Source organism: Pseudomonas karstica (genome assembly GCF_009707515.1).
GTDB classification, from domain to species: domain Bacteria; phylum Pseudomonadota; class Gammaproteobacteria; order Pseudomonadales; family Pseudomonadaceae; genus Aquipseudomonas; species Aquipseudomonas karstica.
Genome location: NZ_WLYI01000007.1, coordinates 141401 through 157887 on the forward strand (window position 1 = coordinate 141401; position 16487 = coordinate 157887).

Consider the following 16487-nt stretch of genomic DNA (forward strand, 5'->3'; position numbering starts at 1 on the left):
GCATAAGCGCACCTGATGCTTGCTTCACGCTGTCCCAGTTACTGCTGCAACTTCCTTCCTGTTGAGCAATGAAGGCTGTTTCGTTCAGCCGATTTTTTTCGCCAAAACATTAAATATAAATTTGAAAATAATATTTGAAATTGTTTTTACAGGTTTGTACTGTGGCTTACATCTCAGGTCTTTTCGATTTGCCTGCGTGTTGGCTATGCCCTGAATCAAGTGAGGTATTTGCATGGTTATCTGGTTATTGGCGGGACTCGCTGCGGCGCTTGCCCTGGCGTATCGACAAGTTGCTGCAACCCTGTGGCTAGGCGTTGGCGTGGTGTGGTTGGCGGCGGGTTATCTATCCAACGTGGTGGCGAGCATTGGCGTTAGCGTGGCCGTGCTGCTGGTGCTGTTGCCAGCACTGTTGCTCTCGATCAAACCCTTGCGTCGCAGCCTGCTGACAAGCAAGGCCCTGGGCTTATTTCGCACGATCATGCCAGCCATGTCCGACACCGAACGTGCCGCCATCGAATCAGGCACCGTGTGGTGGGACGCTGAGCTGTTCAGCGGTAAACCCCGCTGGGAACGCCTGCTGCAGGCCGCGCCTGCGAGCCTGACAGCGGAGGAACAAGCCTTTCTCGACAACGAGGTGGAAACCCTCTGCGACATCGCCAACGACTGGGAGACCACCCAGATCTGGCAAGACATGTCCCCCGAAGGCTGGCAGTACACCAAGGACGCCGGCTTTTTGGGGATGATCATTCCCAAGCAATACGGCGGCAAGGGGTTCTCCCACTATGCCCATTCCCAAGTGGTGATGAAGCTGTCGACCCGCTGCTCGGCGGCAGCGATTTCGGTGATGGTGCCCAACTCCCTTGGCCCGGCCGAACTGCTGCTGCACTACGGCACCGACGCCCAGCGCAATTACTACCTGCCGCGCCTGGCCCGAGGTGAGGACATTCCGTGCTTCGCCCTGACCAGCCCGTATGCCGGCTCCGACGCGGGGGCGATCCCCGACCTCGGGATTGTTTGCAAGGGCCTGCACGAAGGCCAGGAAGTGCTGGGTTTTCGCGTCACCTGGGACAAACGCTACATCACCCTTGGCCCGATCGCTACGGTGCTCGGCCTGGCGTTCCGCGCCGAAGACCCGGACGGTTTGCTGGGCCAGCCCGGCTCCCTGGGCATCACCTGTGCGCTGATCCCGACGTCTCACCCGGGCGTGCACAGCGGGCGTCGTCATTGGCCGCTCAACGCCGTGTTCCAGAACGGGCCGACCCAAGGCAAAGACGTCTTCATCCCCCTGGAATGGGTCATTGGCGGTCGCGAGCAAGTGGGCAACGGTTGGCGCATGCTGATGGAGTGCCTGGCGGCCGGTCGAGCGATCTCCTTACCGTCGGCGAACGTTGGCCTGGGTAAGGTGGCGGTGCGGGGCACCACCGCCTACGCGGCCATGCGCAAGCAGTTCGGCCTGCCCATCGGCAAGTTCGAAGGCGTACAGGCACCGCTGGCGCGCATGGCTGGGCATTTGTATGCCTGTGACGCGGTGCGCAAAGTGTCGGTGGCGTCCCTGGATGCCGGGGAAAAACCGTCGGTAATCTCTGCCATAGCCAAATACCACGTTACCGAGCGCGCGCGGATGATCGTCAACGACGGCATGGACATCGTCGCCGGCAAAGGCATCTGCATGGGACCGAACAACTTCCTGGCCCGTGCGTACCAGCAAAGCCCCATTGCCATCACCGTGGAAGGCGCGAACATCATGACCCGCTGCCTGATCATCTACGGTCAGGGCCTGATTCGCTGCCATCCCTATGTGTTTCGCGAGATGGAAGCGGCGCGCAACACTGACCCGCGCAAGGCCCTGGTGGATTTCGACAGCGCAATGTTTGGCCATTTGAATTTTGTGTTGGCCAACACCGTACGGGCAGCGGTGCATTCGCTGACGGGTGCCAGGCTGATTTCGGTGCCGGGCAAAACCGACCCGGCCCTGGCGACCTACTACCGTCAAGCCAATCGGTTGTCGGTGGTGTTGGCGTTGATCTCCGACATCTCCATGGGCGTGCTGGGCGGGGCGCTCAAGCGCAAGGAAAGTATCACCGGGCGTTTGGGCGACATTCTGTCCCAGCTTTACATCCTGTCCTGCGTGCTCAAGCGTTTCGAGGACGATGGCCGGCCCCAGGCAGACTTGCCGTTGGTGCACTGGGCGGCCCAGGACGCGCTGTTGCGCGCCCATGAAGCCCTGGCAGAGGTGCTCGATAACTACCCGTCGAAACCGGCGGCAGCGGTGATGCGTGGCTTGAGCTTTCCGTTCGGTATCCCGCAACGCAAGCCGTCGGATTGCCTGCTGGCCCAAGTGGCGGAACGGGTGCAGATCCCTGGAGAAACCCGCGACCGCTTGCTGGCCGATTCCTACGTGCCGCGGCCGGAAATCGACAAGTTGGCCTATGGTGAACTGGCCTTGCGCCTGCTGCCGCAGGTAGAAATCATCGAGGCGCGCCTCAAGGCAGCGATCAAGCAAGGCCTGATCGAAGCACTGCCGATTTCCAGCACCGCGTTTACCGCCTGGCGTGTCAAGGCGCGGGCGCTGGACCTGATCAGCGATGACGAAGACACCTTGCTGGGCCGCTATGTGGAATACGCCGACCATGGCATCCAGGTGGACGATTTCCCGCAGGATTTCGGCTTGCTCGAGGCCTTGCAGCAACGTCAGCAGGCGCTGGAACAGGTGGCCAAGCCGGCCGCCAAACATCGGGCCAGCCAGGGCGAGAACGCGCAGGTCAATTAAGGCGGGGCACGATCAGTGTGGGATTCGACACGCCAGCGCCCACACTGGTCGGGTTTCCATGGCAAGACAGTGTTGCGAGTGGATCTATATATGAGTGACAGCTACCTTTCTTTCGTCAGTTCCCCTTGGGGGCGCTGGTTCGCCCAGACCGTCGGGCTACCACAACCGCTGCTCTTGCAGCGTCATCGCAGCGGCCAGCAAGGCTTGGTCAACCCGGTGATTGTGGCGGGAGCGGGGCGCCTGGGGAGCGAGGTGCAACGGATCTTCAGCGCCACCGATACCGTGACCGCCCAACCCGCAACGATCATGGCGCCCTCCACGGTCAAGGCCCAGGGCGCGGTGTTTGATGCCAGCGAGATCGCCGACCTCAAGCAGTTGGATGAACTCTACGTGTTCTTCCACGCCAACGCCCGGCGCCTGGGGCAACACGCTCGGGTAGTGGTGCTGGGCACCACTCCCGAATTATGCAAGGACTTGCCTCAAGCCATCGCCCAGCGCGCGTTGGAAGGCTTGGTGCGTTCGCTGGCCAAGGAACTGCGCCGGGCGATTACCGTGCAACTGATCTACGTGGCACCGGGCGCTGAACGTACTCTGGAAAGCAGCCTGCGGTTCTTTCTGTCCCGGCGTTCGGCCTATGTGTCGGGGCAAGTGGTACGCCTGGAAAAAGCCGTTGATCAACCCGTTGATATCGACTGGGAAAAACCCTTCAACGGCCGCCGCGTCCTGGTCACCGGTGCCTCCCGGGGCATTGGCCTGGCCATTGCCCAGGTGCTGGCCCGTGACGGTGCACAGGTGGTGTGTGTGGATGTGCCCCAAGCGCAGGCGTTGCTGCAACAGGCGGCCGATAGCGTAGGTGGCATGGCCCTGGCGCTGGACATCACCGCCGCCGATGCCGCACAGAAGTTGCAGGCCCATATCCGCGAACACGGCGCCTTTGATGTGGTGGTGCACAACGCCGGAATCACCCGGGACAAGACCATCGCCAAGATGACTGAAGTCGCGTGGCGCAGTGTGCTGGCGGTCAACCTGGAAGCACCGTTGCAGCTCAGCACGGCGTTACTGGAAGGGCAAGGATTGAGACCGGGCGGGCGGATTGTTTGCGTCTCGTCGATTTCCGGCATCGCCGGCAATCTGGGGCAAAGCAACTACGCCACTTCCAAGGCAGGGGTGATTGGCCTGGCCCAGGGCCTGGCACCGCGGGCGGCAACGCAGCAGGTGACGGTCAATGCCGTGGCCCCCGGGTTTATCGAAACCCAGATGACCGCCAAGATCCCGCTGATGATTCGCGAGGCGGGGCGGCGGATGAATTCTCTGTCCCAGGGTGGCCAGCCCATCGACGTGGCCGAAACCATCGCCTGGCTCGCCCATCCAGCGTCCGGCGGCGTTAACGGCCAGGTGGTGCGGGTCTGCGGCCAAAGCCTGTTGGGAGCCTGAGCATGGATAATGTGACTCAGATCGTCGACCCGCCACCATCCCGTACGCGACTGCTGTTGGACGGTGTGCGTGCCTTGCGCAAACCCACGTTCGATGGCGCTCCGGTATTGCCCGGCGAACGTCTGGTGCGCCCGGCGGTGGAGCTGCGCGCCGCCGACATCACGGCTTATGGCCGGGCCTGCGGTTTTCGTCGTGAGCAAGGGGTGCCGTTGTCCTATCCGCATGTGCTGGCGTTCCCGCTGCATTTGATGTTGCTGACCCGGCCGAGCTTTCCGTACCCGGCCAGCGGCATGGTGCACCTGGCCAATCGTATTCGTCAGCATCAACGATTGACGGAAGGCCAGGCCCTGCGCCTGGAAGTGTATTGCGCGCGCTGGGTGGCCCATCCCAAGGGCCAGGCCCTGAGTATTGCCACCCGCGCCTATGGCGCAGGGGCGTTGGTGTGGGAAAGCGACAGCCTGTATTTGCGCCGTGATGTCGCTTCACCGGTGGGAGAGCCCTGGGGTGATGCCTTGCCTCTGGAGGCGCAAGGCTTGGCCCGCACGCAACGCTGGATGTTGCCTGCTGATCTAGGCCGACGCTTTGCCAAGGTCTGCGGTGACTACAACCCGATTCACACCTCGGTGATCGGCGCCCGATTATTTGGCTTTCATCGGGCCATTGCCCATGGCATGTGGACCTTTGGACGCGCCCTGGCGTCCCAGCAACCACCGGGTGGGCTGGACAGCGCCGAGGCCCATTGCGATTTCAAGTTGCCGATCTTCCTGCCTGGCCAGGTCGCCCTCTGGAACGCCCCGGTGACCGGCCCGCGCCGCGAGTTTGAGGTGCGCAACCTGGCGGGTGACAAACCTCATATGCGCGGCCTGTTTATCTGGACTGCCAGATGACCGCATCGCAGCCTCGTACCTCTGCAGCGGGTTAATTTTAAGTTGAGAATTGTCCATGAGTGACTACAGCTTCAACCCCGCGCCGGCCCGTCGCGTTGCGATTATCGGCGGCAACCGCATTCCGTTTGCCCGTTCCAACACCGTCTACGCCCAAGACAGCAACCAGGACCTGCTGGTCGCTGCCCTGCAAGGCCTGGTAGACCGCTACAACCTCCATGGCCAGCGTCTCGGGGAGTTCGCCGCTGGCGCGGTGATCAAACATTCGCGGGATTTCAACCTGGCCCGAGAAAGCCTGTTGTCCACCACGCTGTCCCCCGAAACCCCGGCTTATGACCTGCAGCAAGCCTGCGGTACCGGCCTGGAAGCGGCCTTGCTGGTGGCCAATAAAATCGCCCTCGGCCAGATCGAAGTGGGCATTGCCGGAGGCGCCGATACCACGTCCGACGCGCCCATCGGCATCAATGAGTCCCTGCGACGCACCTTGCTTTCAGCCAACCGTGCCAAGGGCTCCGTCGCTAAATTGCGCAGCTTGTTGAGCGTTCGGCCTTGGATGTTTTTCAAGCCGCTGTTGCCGCGCAATGGCGAACCGCGTACCGGCCTGTCCATGGGCGAGCACTGCGAAGAAATGGCCAAGCGCTGGCAGATCAAGCGGTTGGCCCAGGACGAATTGACCCTCACCAGCCACCATCGCCTGGACGCTGCCTATAAACGCGGCTTCTTCGACGACCTGATCAGCCCTTATCGCGGCTTGGCCCGGGACAACAACCTGCGGGCCGATACCAGCCTTGCGAAACTCGCCGGCTTGTCCCCGGCCTACGATCGTCAAAATGGCACCCTCACGGCGGGCAACTCCACACCGCTGACCGACGGTGCCTCGGTGGTGTTGTTGGCCAGCGAGGCGTGGGCCGCCGAACGCGGCTTGCCGGTACTGGCCTATCTGCGTACCGGCGAAACAGCGGCGGTCAACTTTGTCGACGGCAGCGAAGGGTTGCTGATGGCCCCGGCCTACGCCGTGCCAAGAATGCTTGAACGCGAAGGGCTGAGCTTCGCCGACTTTGATTTCTTCGAGATTCACGAGGCCTTCGCCGCCCAGGTGCTGTGCACGCTCAAGGCCTGGGAAGACGCCGACTACTGCCGCGAGCGCCTGGGCCTGGCGGCGCCGTTGGGCGTCATCGATCGCGACAAGATGAACGTCAACGGTGGCTCCCTGGGTTGTGGGCACCCATTCGCCGCCACCGGTGGCCGGCAATTGGCGGCCCTGGCCAAGGCCATCCATCAGCGAGGCGGCGGTCGTGGCTTGATTTCGATCTGCGCGGCCGGTGGGTTGGGCATTACGGCGATCGTTGAAAAGTAGTGCTACCCAAAACAACAACAAGGGGACTGCCATGAACGCTGTAAGCCTGGAACAAACAGAACGCATCTGGTTGGACGCTTATCTGCCTGGCGTGCCAGCGGATATCGAGGACGGGATCGAGGACTATGAGTCCTTGCGCGAGGTATTCCTGGAGCACTTGCACAAGTTTCGCGACCGCGTGGCCTACGTCAGCATCGGTACCGAGATGACCTATGCCGATTGGGAAACCCAAGGCATTGCGTTTGCCGCATGGCTGCAAGGGCAGGGCGTGCAGAAAGGCGACCGGGTAGCACTGATGATGCCCAATTGCTTGCAGTACCCGATCTGTCTGTTGGGCACGGTCCTGGCCGGCGCCGTGGTGGTTAACGTCAACCCGCTGTACACCGCCCGTGAACTCCAGCACTTGCTCAAGGACAGTGGGGCCGAGACCCTGGTGATCTTCGAGAACTTCGCCCACACCCTGGAAAAGGTTGTGGCCGCCAGTACGCTCAAGCGCGTTGTGGTGGCCGCCATTGGCGACTTGCTCGGCACCTTCAAGGGGGCGGCGATGAATTTCATCCTGCGCAGCGTGCACAAGCAGGTACCTCGTTTCAACCTTCCGGGAGCCGTGCGTTTCAACACGGTGCTCAAGCAAGGCCGGGGCCTGGATTATCTTGCGGTAACGCTGGACCGCGAGGACCTGGCCTTCCTGCAATACACTGGCGGCACCACGGGCGACGCCAAGGGCGTGATGCTCAGCCACCGCAATATCATCGCCAACCTGTTGCAGGCCAAGGCCTGGGTGGGTGATCAACTGGACCAGGATAAACAGGAAACCAACGTCACTCTATTGCCGCTCTACCACATCTTTTCCCTGACGGTGAATTGCTTGATGTTCATGTGCCTGGGCGGGCGCAACATCTTGATCGCCAACCCCCGGGACGTGAAGCGGGTGCAGATGATCCTGCGCAAGGAACGCTTCAACGGCATTGCCGGGGTCAACACGCTGTTCAACGGCTTGTTGGAAAACAAGGCGTTCTGCGCACGGGACTTCTCTGACTTGCGGATGGTGATTGCCGGTGGCATGGCCACTCACACGGCCGTGGCCAAACGCTGGAAGGAAGTTACCGGGCTGCCAATCATCGAAGGCTATGGCCTCACGGAATGCTCGCCAGTAGTCAGCATCAGCCCCATCGATATCTCACGGATGCGCGACATGGAGTTCACCGGCAGCATCGGTGTGCCGTTGCCGTCGACCTGGGTGCGGTTTATCCGCGAGGACGGCGAATTGGCCCACGTCGGCGAACAGGGCGAATTGCAAGTGCGTGGCCCGCAGGTGATGCAGGGCTATTGGCAACGGCCGAAAGAGACCGCCGAGGTGCTGGATGCCGAAGGTTGGTTGTCCACCGGTGATATCGGGGTGATGAATGAGCAGGGCTATATCCGGCTGGTGGACCGCAAGAAAGACATGATCTTGGTCTCGGGTTTCAACGTGTACCCCAATGAAATCGAAGACGTGGTAGCGCTGCATCCGGGGGTGGGGGAAGTGGCGGCGATCGGGGTGGAAGATGGCATCACGGGTGAGCGCGTGAAAATCATCGTCGTGCGCAAAGACCCGAACCTCACCCAGGAGCAGATCCTCGCCCATTGCCGGGAATACCTGACCGGGTACAAGGTGCCGCGGTATGTGGAATTTCGCAGCACAGAGTTGCCCAAGACCACGGTGGGCAAGGTGTTGCGCAGGGCGTTGCGCTAAGGTCCGCAGGACCTTCAGCAATCTCAAGGCCCAGGCGACTGCTACGCAGCCGATCGCAGGCTGCGCCAGCGGCTACAAGTGATCGGTGATCGGCCTTTGTAGCCGCTGTCGAGGCACGAGGCTGCGATAAGGGCCGCAGGACCTTCAGCCATTTCAAAACCCAAACGACTGCTACGCAGCCGATCGCAGGCTGCGCCAGCGGCTACAGTCATAACGTTACCCAGCGCTGCTCCAATGCCGCCAGGCGAATCGCCGTGGCCAGCCGCTCAACCTCCCACGCTGCTTCAAAGTCGGTACCGCCAGCGCCTTGACCTGCCACTGCCATGATCAACTCATGTACCTCCAGCGTCTTGAGCTCGTTGTACCCCAACTGATGCCCCGCCGCTGGGCTGAACGCCGCATAGCCGGGCAGGGCGGGGCCGGCCAGCACGCGTTGGAAACCATCCTGGCCCGCACGAAACAGGCGTAATTCATTCAAGCGCTCCTGATCGAACGCCAACGTGCCCTGGGTCCCGCTGATCTCGAAACTCAGGTGATTCTTGTAGCCATGCTTGAGCCAACTGCTGCTGACCGTACCGCGGGCACCATTGGCAAAGCGCAACAGCGCATGCACCTGATCGTCCACGGCAATCTCCCGCTGTTCTTTGCTGCCCGTGGTGGCGGGGCGGCGCGTGTGCACGGTGTGGGTATCGGCGCAGACGCTCTGCACCGGCCCCAGCAGAAAGCGCGCCATGGCCAGTAAATGGCTGCCCAGGTCCGCCAGGGCACCACCGGCATGCCCCACTTCACAGCGCCATGACCAAGGCGATGTCGGGTCGGCCATGAAGTCTTCGCTGAACTCGCCCTGGAAGCTGATGATCTGCCCCAACTCGCCTCGCTCGATTATCTGCCGTGCGAGGCCGATCATCGGGTTGTGCTGATAGTTATACCCAACCCGCGTCACCACGCCGGCGGCGCTGGCGGCACGGCGCATGGCGTCGGCCTGCTCGAGGCTGACCGCCAGGGGCTTTTCGCAGTACACCGCTTTGCCCGCCGCCAGGGCCGCCATGGCCATGGGGTAGTGCAAGTGATTGGGGGTAGTAATGGCAACGAGGTCGACCTTGGGGTCATCAATCAACTGCTGCCAGTCGCCATGGGCCTGGGCAAATCCCCACGCCGTGGCACAGCGTCGGGCGCGTTCGGTGTCGGCATCGGCCAGCGCTGAGAGCTTGAGGGTCACTGGCAGTTCAAACACCGCCCGGGCATTGTTGAACGCCAGGGCGTGGGCACGGCCCATAAAACCTGTGCCGATCAGGCCGATTCCGAGTTCGCGCATAGACGTGGTCCTTTGGATTATTGTTGTCAGGAAGGTTATTTATGGAATAAAAATTCCTTAAATTCAATATATAGAATAAATATTCATTAATTATGGCGGCGATTTACCTGTCGGAGCGATCACTCCGGCGAATGCAGCTACATTCAAGCCGCCCCTCAAGCGCCTTTAGTTAACAAAACATAACGTAGCGCCGATTGTCAGACGATTCGAAAGCCCGATAGGATGGCTGCTGCTTCTTCAGGATGCTCTAGATTGCAGGTTTCAGGGCTCCGCAAGGCAAGGCCGTCTAACAATAATAAAGGGGAGAAAGGTCTATGAGTGAGCCTGTCATGGGTGGGAAGGCTGCGCGCAAGGTCGTATTGCTCGCCACGCTCTCGTTGCTCGTTGGTATCGCGTTGTCGACGCCTGCCCTGGCGGTGAGCGATACCGGTGCAGCCGCACTGCCAGCTATTGCATCACCCAAGGCCGCCAATAGCCTGATGATCGACGTGTCTCACGCCGGCAAGCGCCTGGTGGCGGTCGGTGATCGCGGGCACATCCTCTATTCCGATGACCAGGGCGCTTCCTGGACCCAGGCCAAAGTGCCTACCCGGCAACTGCTCACCGCAGTATTTTTTGTCGATGACAAACAAGGCTGGGCGGTGGGCCATGACGCACAGATTCTCGCCACCACCGATGCTGGCGCCACCTGGACCGAACAATTTCAAGACCGCGCGCGCGAGGCGCCGCTGCTGGACGTCTGGTTCAAGGACGCCAGCAACGGCTTTGCCGTGGGTGCCTACGGTGCGCTGATGGAGACGACCGACGGCGGTAAGCAATGGGACGACGTCAGCGACCGCCTGGACAACGAAGACCAATACCACCTCAACGCCATCGCCTACGTGAAGGACGCCGGCCTGTTTATCGTCGGCGAGCAAGGCAGCCTGTTCCGCTCCGGAGATGACGGGCAAACCTGGGAAAAACTCGAAGGCCCCTACGAGGGCTCGTTGTTCGGGGTGATTGGGACGGCGCAGCCCAGGACTCTGCTGGTCTACGGTTTGCGGGGCAACCTGTTCCGCTCCACGGACTTTGGCAACACGTGGGCGCCGGTAGCGTTGAATGCCGTCCGTGGCGCCCTGGAGTTCGGCCTGTCAGGGGCCACCTTGCTGGACGATGGCTCGTTGGTGGTGGTGGGGCACGGCGGCAGCGTGGTGGTGAGCCACGACGACGGCCAGACCTTCAGTGTATTCAATCGCCCGGACCGCATTTCGCTGTCGGCGGTCACGGCAGCGGGCAATGGCAACTTGATTCTGGTGGGACAGGGCGGCGTTCGCGTTGCCACGCCAACCGGCGCCAAGCCGGTAAAACAATAAGAAGGCGGGAACACAATGAGCAGTCATCACAACGACAAGGCGACGTTTCTCGAGCGCCTGATTTTCAACAACCGCCCGGCAGTGATCTTTATCTGCCTGCTGGTGAGTGTGTTCCTGTTCTGGCAGGCGACCTTGATTCGCCCATCCACCAGCTTTGAAAAAATGATCCCCCTCAAACATCCCTTCATCGAGAAGATGATGGAGCACCGTAATGACCTGGCGAACCTGGGCAACACGGTACGGATCTCGGTGGAGGCCAAGGACGGCGACATTTTCAGCAAGGACTATATGGAGACCCTGCGTCAGATCAACGACGAGGTGTTCTACATCTCCGGGGTCGATCGCTCGGGCCTTAAATCCTTGTGGAGCCCCAGCGTTCGCTGGACGGAGGTGACCGAAGAGGGATTTGCCGGTGGCGAAGTCATTCCGCAAAGCTACGACGGCTCCCCGCAAAGCCTCGACCAATTGCGTAACAACGTGCTCAAGTCAGGCCAGGTTGGGCGACTGGTAGCCAATGACTTCAAGTCGAGCATCGTCGATATCCCGTTGCTGGAGTCTTACCCGGACCCGCAAGACCAGGGCAAGTTGCTGGCCCTGGACTACCAGAAGTTTTCCCACGAACTTGAAGACAAAATCCGCAACAAGTTTCAGGAACAGAACCCCAACGTCCAAATCCACATTGTTGGTTTTGCCAAGAAAGTCGGCGACCTGATCGATGGCCTGAGCATGGTGGTGCTGTTCTTCGGCATCGCTTTCGTCATTACGCTGATACTGCTGTACTGGTTTACCTGGTGCATCCGCAGCACCATCGCGGTGTTGATCACCACCCTGGTGGCAGTAGTCTGGCAACTGGGCCTGATGCATGCCGCCGGTTTTGGCCTGGACCCGTATTCGATGCTGGTGCCGTTCCTGATTTTCGCCATCGGTATTTCCCACGGCGTGCAGAAGATCAACGGTATCGCCCTGCAATCCAGCGAGGCTGATAACGCCCTGACCGCCGCGCGCCGTACGTTCCGTCAATTGTTCCTGCCGGGGATGATCGCGATTCTCGCCGATGCAGTGGGTTTTATTACCTTACTGATCATCGACATCGGGGTGATCCGTGAGCTGGCCATCGGCGCGTCCATCGGTGTCGCGGTGATTGTATTCACCAACTTGATCCTGCTGCCGGTTGCGATTTCCTACGTCGGCATCAGCAAGCGCGCCGTTGAGCGCAGCAAAAAGGACGCGAACCGCGAGCATGCCTTCTGGCGCCTGCTGTCGAAGTTTGCCAGTCCCAAAGTGGCGCCGGTGTCGGTGCTCCTTGCGCTGATCGCTTTCGGTGGTGGCCTCTGGTACAGCCAGAACCTGAAAATCGGCGACCTCGACCAGGGCGCGCCGGAGCTGCGCCCGGACTCGCGCTACAACAAGGACAACAACTTCATCATCAGCAACTATTCCACCAGCTCCGACGTGTTGGTGGTGATGGTCAAGACCCGGGCTGAAGGTTGCTCGCGTTATGAGGCCATGGCGCCCATCGACCAGTTGATGTGGAAAATGCAGAACACCGAGGGCGTGCAGTCGGCGATTTCCTTGGTGACCGTGTCCAAGCAGATGATCAAGGGCATGAACGAGGGCAACCTGAAATGGGAAACCTTGTCGCGCAACCCGGACGTGCTGAACAACTCCATTGCCCGCGCTGATGGCCTGTACAACAACAATTGTTCCGTGGCGCCGGTGCTGGTGTTCCTCAACGACCACAAGGCCGAAACCCTCGACCGCGCCGTGCATGCGGTGCAGGAGTTCGCCAGGGAGAATAACAAGGACGGCCTGGAGTTCATCCTGGCCTCCGGTAACGCCGGGATCGAGGCCGCCACCAACGAGGTGATCAAGGAGTCGGAGTTGATCATCCTGCTTTTGGTCTACCTGTGCGTGGCCACCATGTGCATGATCACCTTCCGCTCGTGGGCGGCCACCCTGTGCATTGTCCTGCCGCTGGTGCTGACCTCTGTGCTGGGTAACGCGCTGATGGCGTTCATGGGCATTGGGGTCAAGGTCGCGACCTTGCCGGTGGTGGCGTTGGGGGTAGGGATTGGCGTCGACTACGGCATCTACATCTACAGCCGCCTGGAAAGTTTCCTGCGGGCCGGGCTGCCGTTGCAGGAGGCCTATTACCAGACGCTGAAATCCACCGGCAAGGCCGTGCTGTTCACCGGTTTGTGCCTGGCCATCGGCGTATGCACCTGGATCTTCTCGGCCATCAAGTTCCAGGCCGACATGGGCTTGATGCTGACGTTCATGCTGCTGTGGAACATGTTCGGTGCCCTGTGGCTGCTGCCGGCGCTGGCGCGCTTCCTGATCAAGCCTGAGAAGCTGGCGGGGCAGAAGGGCAACTCGTTGTTTGCCCACTGAGCCTTGGGTTGACGATATACACGCCCGACTTTTAGCCGTCGGGCGTTTTCATGCAGGCTTGGTGTGGGTTAGTCGGCGATGTCGGTCATGGCGCCAAAGACAGGAACTTAAGTTCGGCCAGGTTTTTACCGAGAACGCCACGGTGCACATCGATAATCGCCTGGCGACTTGCACCAGTGCCTGATCAAACAAAAATTGCAGATTGCCGTCGGTGGGGGGCAAATGCAGGCTGAGGGCGATACGCAGTTCATGGCCTTTATCTTTGAGCTGCATAACGCCTTGGCGCAAGACGTTCGCCATCACGGGGTCGACGTGCGCAGCGTCGGTAAAATAATAGGCGCGATTGCACAGTTCAGCGTACAGCGCTTGTAACGTCGTGAGGCCCAGGGTTGTGGGCAGGCGCAGTGCTTCGAGGTTTTTCAGTTGTTGATTGAGGATCAGCGCGGCCTGATTGTCGAACAGTTGGCCCTGTATCTCGTAGCGCTGGCAGGTCAGTGTATCGACCGCGTACTGGCCGGTGAAACGCGTGCTCCAGTGCTGGTTGAACGCCTCGATGGGGGCAAGCGAGGTGATCGGGCCGCCAGGTTCGCACAACAAAATCACAGTGTGCGAATTGACGTTGTGCACCAGCAATACCTCGGGGCTGAGCAAGGCACTGTCCTGCCCGGCACTGCGCAAGCCGGTTTCCAGGCTGTAGGCGTAAGCCCGATCCTGGCCGTGTTGGCTCTGGCGTTGTTCATAGTCTGGCGAATTTCGCATTGACGGTCTGTGCACGGTCGCCAGGAGCGGGGTGGAGGTAGGCATCTGAGGTCCTGATATAAGTTGAGGAGGCATCGAGGTGATGCGCTACTTATCGCGGATACGACGCGCAATCAGGGGGTAGCCTGATACCGCAGGCCGGGTAGACGCTTTAGCGGGTCCGGGTGGGCCAGGGCAGTAAACTGGCCTATCATGAGGGCTTTCCTCTAGATGACTGATAGTTATGACTGCTGCGACTGCAACCTTGCCCACCGTCCTTGAAACCAGCGACATGCTTGAGATCGATGGTCTGCATGCCTTCGATTTCACGTTTGACGATCAGCAGCTGTTGATCACCTGCATGGACGGGCGCGCTGAGAAACGCTGGACGTTCAGCCTGGCGCAAGTGCAGGCCGCGACCTTTGATGAGGCCTTGCAAAGCTGGACTCTCAATGGTGATTCGGGTGAGCACCGCCTGGTCTGCATGAGTGCATTCACCGGCAACAATAACGAGGAGGATGAACAGCATGATGATGCGTAGATTCTGGCCTTTGCTGATGGCGGGCAGCGTCGGTGCCATGTCGGTACAGGCCGCGCCAGTGGACACTTATGAACTGTTGGTGGGCACCTACACCGCAGGCACTAGCGAGGGTATCTACCGGCTGCAATTCGATAGCCGCAGCGGCCAGTTCAGCGGCAAACCGGTGCTGGCCGCCAAGACCGAAAACCCGTCCTGGCTGACCCTGTCCAAGGACCAGAAGCGCCTGTATGTGGTCAATGAAAACGGCCCAGGCCAGAAGGATCCGGTGGGGCGCGTCAGCAGCTACAGCATTGATCCGATGACTCACCAGTTGACCTTGATCAACCAGGTCCAGAGCCTGGGCAACGAACCAACCCACTCCAGCCAGGCGGTCGATGGGCGCCACCTGTTCGTCGCCAACTATTCGGTACTGGACGACCCGGGCGGCAGCCTGGCGATACTGCCGGTGGACTCTGAGGGCAAGTTATCGCCGCCGGTGCAACTGAGCGGGCACCCGGCCAGCCGGGTCAACCCCGAGCGCCAGGCGTCCAACCATGTGCATTCGGTGGTGTCGTCGCCGGATGGCAAGTACGTGTTTGCCAACGACCTGGGGGCGGACAGGATCTTTGTTTATCACTACGACCCCAAGGCCAACCACGAACGGCCACTGACCCCGGCCGATCCGTCCTTCGTGCAATTACCGCCTGGCAGCGGCCCGCGTCACCTGTTGTTCAGCGCTGACGGCAAACACGCCTGGCTCACCACGGAGATGAGTGCGCAGATTACCGTGTTCGATTACCAGGACGGCAAGCTGACCCAGCGTCAGTTGGTGGACTTCGCGGCCGGGCAACCTGCCTCGGACAAGGCTGGCGCCGGGTTGCATGCATCCAGCGATGGCAAGTTCCTCTATGTCAGCAACCGTGGCACCGCCAACCAGATCCTGGTATTTGCCATCGACCCGGCCAGCGGGCAACTGCAGGAAGTCCAGCGTCGCTCGGTGGAAGGCGACCACCCTCGCGAGTTCAGCCTGGACCCGAGCGGCAAGTTCCTGCTGATTGCCAACCAGAAGAGCAACCAGATTGTGGTGGTCGAACGCGACGTCAAGACCGGCCTGTTGGGCAAAACCGTGCAGACGTTGGCGATCGATGCTCCCAGCGATCTCAAGTTTGTGCTGCGACCATAAGCCACAGGCCCCGCTGTGCGGGGCCTGCCTACTTCTATTAATGGCAGTGATAACAGCTACTGTTTCAAAGAATTTCTAACGGTAAGTCCCGCGGGCGTAAGTTTGCTTCAAGGCCTCCACAGGCCACCAAGCCAACTGAACACAAGGGTTACCGACATGAACTTCAATCTCTTCTCAATCATCGCCGCATCCGCTGTTTCTGCCACCGTGGCTCTGCCTGCCAGTGCCAGCGTGGAAATCAGTAGCAAAAAATCCAGCACTAGCGCCTACACCCAAAAATACCTGCAACAGAGCGCCAACTTCTATGCGGCACTGGATCACAAGATTCAGCACTGAACAGTGATCGGCTTTTGTAGCCGCTGCCGAGGCACGAGGCTGCGATAGGGGCCGCAGGACCTTCAGCAATTTCAAGGCCCCAAACGACTGCTGCGCAGCCGATCGCAGGCTGCGCCAGCGGCTACAGGTGGTCGGTGATCGGCTCTTGTAGCCGCTGCCGAGGCACGAGGCTGCGATAAGAGCCGCAGGACCTTCAGCAATTTCAAGGCCCCAGACGACTGCTGCGCAGCCGATCGCAGGCTGCGCCAGCGGCTACAGGTGGTCGGCGCGGTCTATGTAGCTGCTGTCGAGGCACGAGGCTGCGATAAGGGCCGCAGGACCTTCAGCAATTTCAAAACCCAGGCGACTGCTGCGCAGCCGATCGCAGGCTGCGCCAGCGGCTACAGGTGGTCGGTGATCGGCTCTTGTAGCCGCTGTCGAGGCACGAGGCTGCGATAAGGGCCGCAGGACCTTCAGCAATTTCAAAACCCAG

General features: G+C 60.6%; 12 protein-coding genes. 10 read left to right on the forward strand and 2 right to left on the reverse strand.

The features are described 5' to 3' along the window. Window positions 1-232 precede the first annotated feature (232 nt). The 5 genes from GIR22_RS07535 (at window position 233) to GIR22_RS07555 (ending at window position 8180) form a co-directional block, all read left to right on the forward strand. The gene (locus GIR22_RS07535; RefSeq protein ID WP_154742721.1) at window positions 233-2770 is read left to right on the forward strand and encodes an acyl-CoA dehydrogenase; all 2538 of its coding nucleotides are present in this window, start codon (window positions 233-235) and stop codon (window positions 2768-2770) included. A gap of 90 nt (window positions 2771-2860) precedes the next feature. Next, window positions 2861-4204, forward strand: a complete 1344-nt coding sequence (locus GIR22_RS07540) for a 3-oxoacyl-ACP reductase (RefSeq protein WP_154742722.1) — start codon at window positions 2861-2863, stop codon at window positions 4202-4204. 2 nt (window positions 4205-4206) lie between these two features. Then, window positions 4207-5091 carry a MaoC/PaaZ C-terminal domain-containing protein gene (locus tag GIR22_RS07545; protein ID WP_154742723.1) on the forward strand — a complete coding sequence of 295 codons (885 nt, stop codon included), beginning with the start codon at window positions 4207-4209 and terminating at the stop codon, window positions 5089-5091. 55 nt (window positions 5092-5146) lie between these two features. Then, window positions 5147-6445 carry an acetyl-CoA C-acetyltransferase gene (locus tag GIR22_RS07550; protein WP_154742724.1) on the forward strand — a complete coding sequence of 433 codons (1299 nt, stop codon included), beginning with the start codon at window positions 5147-5149 and terminating at the stop codon, window positions 6443-6445. A 31-nt stretch (window positions 6446-6476) separates the two neighbouring features. Beyond that, window positions 6477-8180 (forward strand): AMP-binding protein, encoded by a 1704-nt coding sequence (locus GIR22_RS07555; RefSeq protein WP_154742725.1) that lies wholly within the window; start codon window positions 6477-6479, stop codon window positions 8178-8180. 208 nt (window positions 8181-8388) lie between these two features. Here the strand turns inward: GIR22_RS07555 and GIR22_RS07560 are convergent, their stop codons facing one another. After that, on the reverse strand, window positions 8389-9495 hold the full coding sequence (locus GIR22_RS07560) for a Gfo/Idh/MocA family protein (protein WP_154742726.1): 1107 nt from the start codon (window positions 9493-9495) through the stop codon (window positions 8389-8391). Between the two features lie 314 nt (window positions 9496-9809). Here GIR22_RS07560 and GIR22_RS07565 point away from each other — a divergent pair, with 314 nt between their 5' ends. Together GIR22_RS07565 and GIR22_RS07570 are read left to right on the forward strand one after the other, a co-directional pair. Continuing rightward, window positions 9810-10847, forward strand: coding sequence for a WD40/YVTN/BNR-like repeat-containing protein (locus tag GIR22_RS07565; RefSeq protein WP_154742727.1), 1038 nt, complete (start codon window positions 9810-9812; stop codon window positions 10845-10847). A gap of 15 nt (window positions 10848-10862) precedes the next feature. After that, window positions 10863-13238 (forward strand): efflux RND transporter permease subunit, encoded by a 2376-nt coding sequence (locus tag GIR22_RS07570; RefSeq protein ID WP_154742728.1) that lies wholly within the window; start codon window positions 10863-10865, stop codon window positions 13236-13238. Window positions 13239-13286: 48 nt separating this feature from the next. Here the strand turns inward: GIR22_RS07570 and GIR22_RS07575 are convergent, their stop codons facing one another. Continuing rightward, entirely contained in the window at window positions 13287-13997 is a 711-nt protein-coding gene (locus GIR22_RS07575; RefSeq protein ID WP_154742729.1) for a hypothetical protein, read from the reverse strand. Window positions 13998-14220: 223 nt separating this feature from the next. Between GIR22_RS07575 and GIR22_RS07580 the strand changes: the two genes are divergently transcribed. The 3 genes from GIR22_RS07580 (at window position 14221) to GIR22_RS07590 (ending at window position 16015) form a co-directional block, all read left to right on the forward strand. Next, entirely contained in the window at window positions 14221-14517 is a 297-nt protein-coding gene (locus tag GIR22_RS07580) for a DUF5629 family protein (RefSeq protein WP_154742730.1), read from the forward strand. Beyond that, window positions 14504-15679, forward strand: coding sequence for a lactonase family protein (locus tag GIR22_RS07585; protein WP_154742731.1), 1176 nt, complete (start codon window positions 14504-14506; stop codon window positions 15677-15679). The genes GIR22_RS07580 and GIR22_RS07585 overlap by 14 nt, the downstream gene beginning before the upstream one ends. Window positions 15680-15835: 156 nt before the next feature. Then, window positions 15836-16015 carry a hypothetical protein gene (locus tag GIR22_RS07590; RefSeq protein ID WP_154742732.1) on the forward strand — a complete coding sequence of 60 codons (180 nt, stop codon included), beginning with the start codon at window positions 15836-15838 and terminating at the stop codon, window positions 16013-16015. Window positions 16016-16487: the final 472 nt, after the last annotated feature.

Bases quoted from the DNA above. Each gene is read 5' to 3' on its own strand.
- GIR22_RS07535 (WP_154742721.1), top strand. From the start codon at position 233: ATGGTTATCTGGTTATTGGCGGGACTCGCTGCGGCGCTTGCCCTGGCG.
- GIR22_RS07540 (WP_154742722.1), top strand. From the start codon at position 2,861: ATGAGTGACAGCTACCTTTCTTTCGTCAGTTCCCCTTGGGGGCGCTGG.
- GIR22_RS07545 (WP_154742723.1), top strand. From the start codon at position 4,207: ATGGATAATGTGACTCAGATCGTCGACCCGCCACCATCCCGTACGCGA.
- GIR22_RS07550 (WP_154742724.1), top strand. From the start codon at position 5,147: ATGAGTGACTACAGCTTCAACCCCGCGCCGGCCCGTCGCGTTGCGATT.
- GIR22_RS07555 (WP_154742725.1), top strand. From the start codon at position 6,477: ATGAACGCTGTAAGCCTGGAACAAACAGAACGCATCTGGTTGGACGCT.
- GIR22_RS07560 (WP_154742726.1), bottom strand. From the start codon at position 9,495: ATGCGCGAACTCGGAATCGGCCTGATCGGCACAGGTTTTATGGGCCGT.
- GIR22_RS07565 (WP_154742727.1), top strand. From the start codon at position 9,810: ATGAGTGAGCCTGTCATGGGTGGGAAGGCTGCGCGCAAGGTCGTATTG.
- GIR22_RS07570 (WP_154742728.1), top strand. From the start codon at position 10,863: ATGAGCAGTCATCACAACGACAAGGCGACGTTTCTCGAGCGCCTGATT.
- GIR22_RS07575 (WP_154742729.1), bottom strand. From the start codon at position 13,997: ATGCGAAATTCGCCAGACTATGAACAACGCCAGAGCCAACACGGCCAG.
- GIR22_RS07580 (WP_154742730.1), top strand. From the start codon at position 14,221: ATGACTGCTGCGACTGCAACCTTGCCCACCGTCCTTGAAACCAGCGAC.
- GIR22_RS07585 (WP_154742731.1), top strand. From the start codon at position 14,504: ATGATGATGCGTAGATTCTGGCCTTTGCTGATGGCGGGCAGCGTCGGT.
- GIR22_RS07590 (WP_154742732.1), top strand. From the start codon at position 15,836: ATGAACTTCAATCTCTTCTCAATCATCGCCGCATCCGCTGTTTCTGCC.